This is a genomic window from Streptomyces echinoruber, assembly GCF_014651135.1.
Taxonomy (GTDB): domain Bacteria; phylum Actinomycetota; class Actinomycetes; order Streptomycetales; family Streptomycetaceae; genus Streptomyces; species Streptomyces echinoruber.
The window spans coordinates 110,859-117,324 of the sequence record NZ_BMWH01000026.1 but is presented as its reverse complement, the minus strand read 5'-3'; the positions used below and the strand labels follow the sequence as shown (position 1 = coordinate 117,324).

At 74.2% G+C, this 6,466-nt stretch carries 5 protein-coding genes and 1 pseudogene; 1 reads left to right on the top strand and 5 read right to left on the bottom strand.

The annotated features are described in order from the left end of the window. The coding region (gene zwf / locus IE225_RS25800) for a glucose-6-phosphate dehydrogenase (RefSeq protein ID WP_229880031.1) at positions 1–1,154 on the bottom strand (1,154 nt) is incomplete at its 3' end. A gap of 126 nt (positions 1,155–1,280) precedes the next feature. Here zwf and IE225_RS25795 point away from each other — a divergent pair. Next, positions 1,281–1,670 (top strand): annotated as a pseudogene (locus IE225_RS25795) (AraC family ligand binding domain-containing protein); the annotation flags it as partial. 180 nt (positions 1,671–1,850) lie between these two features. Here the strand turns inward: IE225_RS25795 and IE225_RS25790 are convergent. From IE225_RS25790 to IE225_RS25775, 4 genes are all read right to left on the bottom strand, one after another. After that, positions 1,851–3,251 (bottom strand): glycoside hydrolase family 16 protein, encoded by a 1,401-nt coding sequence (locus tag IE225_RS25790; protein WP_190060000.1) that lies wholly within the window; start codon positions 3,249–3,251, stop codon positions 1,851–1,853. Between the two features lie 314 nt (positions 3,252–3,565). Continuing rightward, entirely contained in the window at positions 3,566–3,982 is a 417-nt protein-coding gene (locus tag IE225_RS25785; RefSeq protein WP_190059999.1) for a lasso peptide biosynthesis B2 protein, read from the bottom strand. A gap of 25 nt (positions 3,983–4,007) precedes the next feature. Further along, positions 4,008–4,268, bottom strand: a complete 261-nt coding sequence (locus IE225_RS25780) for a lasso peptide biosynthesis PqqD family chaperone (RefSeq protein WP_190059998.1) — start codon at positions 4,266–4,268, stop codon at positions 4,008–4,010. A 245-nt stretch (positions 4,269–4,513) separates the two neighbouring features. Further along, positions 4,514–6,364 (bottom strand): asparagine synthase-related protein, encoded by a 1,851-nt coding sequence (locus IE225_RS25775; protein ID WP_190059997.1) that lies wholly within the window; start codon positions 6,362–6,364, stop codon positions 4,514–4,516. Positions 6,365–6,466 lie beyond the last annotated feature (102 nt).

Here is a 6,466-nt window from a genome sequence, read left to right as displayed (position 1 = left end):
TAGAACGGCACGCCCGCCCAGCGGCGGTTGTCGATGCCCAGCTTGATCGCGGCGTAGGTGTCGGTCCGGGAGTCCGGGGCGATGCCCTCCTCCTCCAGGTAGCCGCACACTTTCTCGCCGCCCTGCCAGGCCGCCGTGTACTGGCCGCGCACGGTGTGCCGGGCCAGGTCCTCCGGCAGCCGCACCGCCCGGAGCACCTTCAGCTTCTCCCTCACCAGCGACTCGGCGTCGAAGGAGGCCGGCTCCTCCATCGCGGTCAGCGCCAGCAGCTGCAGCAGGTGGTTCTGGATCACGTCGCGGGCGGCGCCGATGCCGTCGTAGTAGCCGGCCCGGCCGCCGATGCCGATGTCCTCGGCCATGGTGATCTGCACGTGGTCGACGTACGACCGGTTCCACACCGGCTCGAACAGCTGGTTGGCGAAGCGCAGCGCCAGGATGTTCTGGACGGTCTCCTTGCCCAGGTAGTGGTCGATGCGGAAGACCTGGTCGGGGGCGAAGACCTCGTGCACGATCGCGTTGAGCTCCTCGGCCGACCTCAGGTCGTGGCCGAACGGCTTCTCGATCACCGCGCGCCGCCAGGAGCCCTCGGGGGCGTCGGCCAGGCCGTGCCGCTTGAGCTGCTGCACGACCTTCGGGAAGAACCGCGGCGGCACGGAGAGGTAGAAGGCGAAGTTGCCGCCGGTGCCGCGGGACCGGTCCAGCTCCTCGACGGTCTCCCGCAGCTGCTTGAAGGCGGTGTCGTCGTCGAAGTCGCCGGGGATGAACCGCATGCCCTCGGCGAGCTGCTGCCAGACCTCCTCGCGGAACGGGGTGCGGGAGTGCTCGCGCACCGCGTCGTGGACGACCTGCGCGAAGTCCTGGTCCTCCCACTCGCGGCGGGCGAAGCCCACCAGGGAGAAGCCGGGCGGCAGCAGCCCGCGGTTGGCCAGGTCGTAGACGGCCGGCATCAGCTTCTTGCGCGACAGGTCGCCCGTGACACCGAAGATGACCAGGCCGGACGGGCCCGCGATGCGGGGCAGCCGGCGGTCGCGGGCGTCGCGCAGCGGGTTGCGCCGACCGGACCGGCCGGGGTCCTCCGGAGTGAGGGCGGAGGCCAGGACGGCCGGGCTGTCGGCCGGCGCGTCCTGCGGGCCCGCCGTGTTGATCTCGCTCATTCAGTTTCGACCCCCTCGTGGTTCAGAGACTTCGTCACCGCGTCCAGCTCCTCCCCGTACCGGGTGTCCCGGTGGGCGGGATCTTTCACACCGGTCGACGCCCGCAGCGCGCGCCACGACGGCGGCGTGCGCCTCGGAGCCGGTGGTGACGAGGACGGCCTCCGCTTCCCGGTCGACCTGCGCGTCGGCGGGGCCGGCGTCCGGGCCGACCCGATGGATACCGGCCGCACCTGGCACACCGACGCGCCGCCGCATCGCGTCCACCGCATCGGCTTCCCCGTGGTGACGGTGTTCAGCGGCGGCCCCGTACGGCACATGATCGACTTCGCCGAGTACGAGGCGAGCGTCGGCGACGTGCTGTGGGCCCGCCCCGGACAGGTGCACCGCTTCTCCCAGGAGGCCGGGTACCGCGGAACCGTCCTGACCATGCGGCCCGGCGTCCCGCCCCGCGCCACGGTGGAGGCGACCGGCCTGTGCCGCTACGACCTGCCGCCGCTGCTGTACCCCGACGCGGCCGGCTTCTCCCGGTTCTTCCCTCCCGGTTCTTCCATCAGCACACCGGCACGACACCGGCCGCGTTCCGCGCGGAACTGCGCTGACGGGCGGACGGGTGGACGCGCGGACGGGTGGATACGTGGATACGTGGATGGCGAAGGGGGCTCCACGCGCGCGTGGAGCCCCCTTCGCGAGCCGGGATCAGTGCCCGAAGTCGAACCAGTTGACGTTCACGAAGTCCGCCGGCTGGCCGCTGGTGAACGTGAGGTAGACGTCGTGCGTGCCCGTGACGGAGCCGATGTTCGCGGGCACCGTCCGCCACGACTGCCAGCCGCCGGTGTTGGCCACCGCGAAGCTGCCGACGGGGGCGTTGCTGCGGCTGTCCAGGCGCACCTCGACCAGGCCGCTCACCCCGCTCGCCGCGCCGCTGGCCACCCGCGCGTAGAACTGGGTGGCCGCGGTGGAGCCGAAGTTGACGCCCTTGTAGAGGGCCCAGTCGCCGTTGGCGAGCGCGCCGATGTTCTGCCCGCCGCCGGTGTCGGTGGTGGACTCGGTCATCACGCCGCTCTGGGAGTCGTAGGACTCGGCCTGGATGGCGCTGTAGGCGTCCCGGTTGCCGGACGGCGGCGGCGTGGTGCCGCCCCCGCCGCCGGAGGACAGCACCTGCACGTAGTCGACGACCATCGGATGACCCGGCTCGGTGCCGCCGTCCGGGCCGCCGCCGAAGGCGCCCGGGAAGCCGCCGCCCATCGCCACGTTGAGGATGATGAAGTAGCCGTGGTTGGTGGCGTTGGACCAGGTCGTCGCGTCGACCTGGTTGGCCCTGACGGTGTGGAAGTTGACGCCGTCGAGGTAGAAGCGGATCTCCTCGGGACTCGTCGAGCGGTCCCACTCCATCGAGTAGGTGTGGAACCCGGCCTGGCAGGTGGTGCCGGCGCAGGAGGTCGAACCGCCGATGCCGGAGGTCTCGTTGCAGGGGCCGCCCGGGTTGGTGCCGCAGTGCATGGTGGCCCAGTCGGTGTTGAGGCCCTGGACGTTCTCCATGATGTCCAGCTCGCCGACGGCGGGCCAGTTCTGGTAGTTGCCGCGGAAGGGCGCGCCGAGCATCCAGAACGCGGGCCAGTAGCCCTTGGCCGCGGCGCCGGTGACGTTGGGCAACTGGATGCGGGCCTGCACGCGCAGCTTGCCGCCGGCCGGGGGCTGGAAGTCGGTGCGGGTGGTCTCGATGCGGCCCGAGGTCCAGTGGCCGGAGGCGTCGCGGCGCGGGGTGATCAGCAGGTTGCCGTTGCCGTCGAGCGAGACGTTGCTCGTGCTCGACGTCATCGTCTCGACCTCGCCGGTGCCCCAGTTGGCCGCGCCGCCCGGGTACGAGGTCCCGGTGTCGTACTGCCAGGTGGAGGTGTTGACGCCGGACCCGGCCGGGCCGTTGAAGTCGTCGAGGAAGACCTGGGTCCAGCCCGACGGGGGCGTGGGCGCCGAGGCGTTCGCGGCCGGGGAGGCGACGGTGGCCGCGGCCGCCGCGAGGCCGAGGGTGCCGAGGGCGGCGACGAGCGCGCGCCGCAGGCGGCGCCGTCTGTGGGGTATGCCGGAGGTGTCGCTCATGTGGGGTGCCTCTCGGAGGTGCGGAGTGTGGGGAACTCGGGTGGCTCCGGGAGCGCTCCCACGTTTGAGAGCGCTCTCAGAGTGGGCCCAATGTGCTCTGTGCCTCCGCGGACGTCAAGAGATGAAGCGGAGAAAGCCCCCTGGCGGCTGGGGAGTTCAGGGTCCGAACGCCCGCGGCGGCCCGGCCGGCGGCCGGCCGGGACCGCTCCGGCGGGTGGGCGGGGCCGTTCCGGCGGGTGTTCGGACCTGCTCCGGCGGGCAGGCCGCGCACCTGTCCTGTCCCGTCCCCCGGCGGGTGCGGTCCCGGCGGTGGGTCAGCCGACCGTGAAGAAGCGCTGGAAGTAGTCGGCGGGGCAGTCCTCGCCGACCGGTTCCGCCTCCGCCTCCACCCACGCGTGGGCGGCGAACGGGGGACGCGTGCGGACCCCCACGCACCAGGTGGGCCACTGCCCGCGCATCCGGCACAGCAGCACGGTCGCCAGCGACCGGGGCAGGCAGCCCTTGCGGCCGCCGGCGGTCAGGCTCACGGCCAGGACCGTGTTCAGGGCGGCCGCCGTCTCCGCCACCGTGGCCGGCCGAGCGCCCCGGCGCACCCGGCGCAGCACGGCGCGGATCCGGGCGGGCGGCTGGGTCGCCAGCAGGTGCGCGCAGACCACGGCGAGACGGGCCGCGAGCCGGGTGGGCAGCGGCACGGAACGGGGCCGGTAGGGGACCGCTTCGGGCGTCGACATGGCGTTTCCTTCCTCCGTGTGCCGGTCAGTTCCCGGCGAGCAGACCCGCCGACCGCAGTTCGGCGACGATGCGCTCCACGTCCTCCCCGGCGCGGTCGGCGCGGACGTCGTAGCGCTCGGTCAGGGCGTGCACCGCCTGCTGCGTGCTCCCGCCCGCCAGCACGGTCTCCAGGACGACGGCGGCAGTGGGGTTGAGGGTCCAGTACTCGCCGCTGGTCTCGTCCAGCAGCGCCAGGCCGTACTCCGTCTCGGCCATCAGGACGCCGCGGCGCAGTTCGAGGCTCATTCGGGTCTCCTTCGGTCTCCTCCGTGGGCGAGGGACACTGGTCGGTCGCGGAAAGCGGAAAAGGGAGCGGGCAGCCGCGGCAGCGGAACGGTCAGCCGCAGCAGGGAATCGGTCAGCCGGGCAGGGAAACGGGCAGCCGGGCAGGGAAACGGGCAGCCGGGCAGGGAAACGGGCAGCCGGGCGGGGAAACGGGCAGCCGGGGGCAAAGGCCCGGGAGGAGATCGGCCGGGGCGTCGGAACGCGGGTCAGCCGCGGGGGCGGCGGGGCAGCGCCTCCCGGCCGCGCAGCCACACCTCGCAGCCCACGGTCGGATGGAGCAGCACGTTCTCCAGCTCCGCGGAGACCGGGCCGTCGCACCAGGCGCGCCACGCCTTCGCGTCGACCAGGCCGAGCCGGGCCAGCCGGGAGTCCTCGCACAGCGCCAGCAGCGCCCGGCGGTGGCGGCGCAGCCCCACTTCCTCCTCCAGCGTGGCGTTGGCCTTGGTGGCCCGGGTGCGGCCGGCCTCGGGGACCACGCCGCGCATGGCCTCCACGATGAGCGGCTTGTACCGCCAGGGAGTCACCCGTTCCTCGGGCCGCACCGCCAGGCCGGCCTCGACGACGCGGTCGTCGTAGAAGGGACAGGCGAAGAGCAGGCCGAGCGGCCGTGTCATCTGGTTGAGGTGCCGGGCGAACCGGGACACCGCCTGCATGGTGGCCAGCTCCCGATGCTCGCCGTGGCCCGGGCCCAGGGGCCGGGCCGCCGCGGCCTCCTCCCGGATGAGCGCGCGGACCGCCTCGACGGCGTCCGCGGTGGCCCACGGCGGCATCCTGGGCGGGGTGCACCACTGGAAGAGCGGCTCGTCCGAGGGCGGCAGCGGCTCGGTCAGGTCGGCGGCGACCTGTTCCAGCCACGCGCCGTACGGGCGCCGGTCCAGCAGCTGGCGTACGGCCGCGCGCCGCGACCAGCGGTATTTGGCCAGGTAACCGCGGGCGTGGCGGACGGCGGCGCGGGGGCGGCGGCGCAGCAGGTCGTGCACCCGGGCGGAGGCGCCCGCCAGCAGTTCGTCACCGCCGAAACCGCTGAGGTGGACGGTGGATCCGCGGTCGGCGGCGAGGCGGAGCAGCCCCATGCGCCGGTTGTGGTCCACGGCGAACAGCGAGGGCGCGTCCAGGACGTCGGACAGCGCGTCCACGCCGTCGAAGGTGAGCGGGAAGTCCTCGGCGGGGACGACGTGGTGCTCGACGGTTCCCTCGCCGTCCGCCGCCAGCGCCTCGACGGTGCGGCGCGCCCAATGCACGTCGTCGCCGCGCGGGTCGTGGGTGGCCGCGGTGTAGGCGGTGACCTTGGCGCCGGCGCGTACCGCGGTGCAGACCACGGCGGTGGAGTCCACCCCGCCCAGGTCGGCGGTGACCAGGTCGCGGCCGTCGACGCGGGCGCCGACGGCCCGGCGCAGCGCCTCCCGCAGGTGCGCGGCGCCCTCGGCCAGCGGCACGTCGCGGCGGGGCAGCCGCCACCACCGTGCCCGGCGGGCCCGGCCGTCGCGTTCCAGTACCAGGTAGTCGTGGCCGGGCAGGGTCTCCACACCGCGCCACACGGGCCGTTGGGACAGCGGGTGCAGCACGCCCAGACTGAGCAGCTGCACGGCGAGCCGGCCCTCGTCGAGGGGCGCGTCGACCAGGTCGGCGAGGACGTCGGCCCGGTCCGCGGCCAGGTGGACGCCGCGTGTCCCGGCGTGGCACAGACTGCGGACGCCGGTCACCGTGCCCTGGGCCCGGACCCGGCCGTGCAGGCTGGCCAGGAGGTGGTAACTGCCGTGCCAGGAGCGGGCGAAGGAGTCGAGGGAGGCCGGGTCGCCGGCCGCGGCCGCGGCCCGGGCCGCCTCCCTCGGGGTGACCGCGTGCTCGCCCAGCACCGCCACACGCGCTCCGCCGCACTCCCCGAGGACCAGCTCCTCCGGGCGCCAGCGCCCCATCAGCCACGGCCGGCCGGACGCGTGGGCGTGCACCTCGGACGCGTACGGGCGGGCCCGGGCCGCGACCGCGGCGGCCTCGTCGGTGTCCGGCAGCACCAGGAGCCAGGCGGGTACGGCGGCGACGGACAAGGGGCTGTCCATGGACTCACACCTCCGGTCGGGGGCGCACACGCCGGTGCGCCCGGGGGCGGGGCGGAAGGCGGGCGGAAGGCGGGCGGAGGACGGCCGGTGGCCGTCCTCCGC

What these genes read in the sequence shown, in the direction of transcription:
- IE225_RS25790 (WP_190060000.1), bottom strand. Translation starts at nt 3,251, where the DNA reads ATGAGCGACACCTCCGGCATACCCCACAGACGGCGCCGCCTGCGGCGC.
- IE225_RS25785 (WP_190059999.1), bottom strand. Translation starts at nt 3,982, where the DNA reads ATGTCGACGCCCGAAGCGGTCCCCTACCGGCCCCGTTCCGTGCCGCTG.
- IE225_RS25780 (WP_190059998.1), bottom strand. Translation starts at nt 4,268, where the DNA reads ATGAGCCTCGAACTGCGCCGCGGCGTCCTGATGGCCGAGACGGAGTAC.
- IE225_RS25775 (WP_190059997.1), bottom strand. Translation starts at nt 6,364, where the DNA reads ATGGACAGCCCCTTGTCCGTCGCCGCCGTACCCGCCTGGCTCCTGGTG.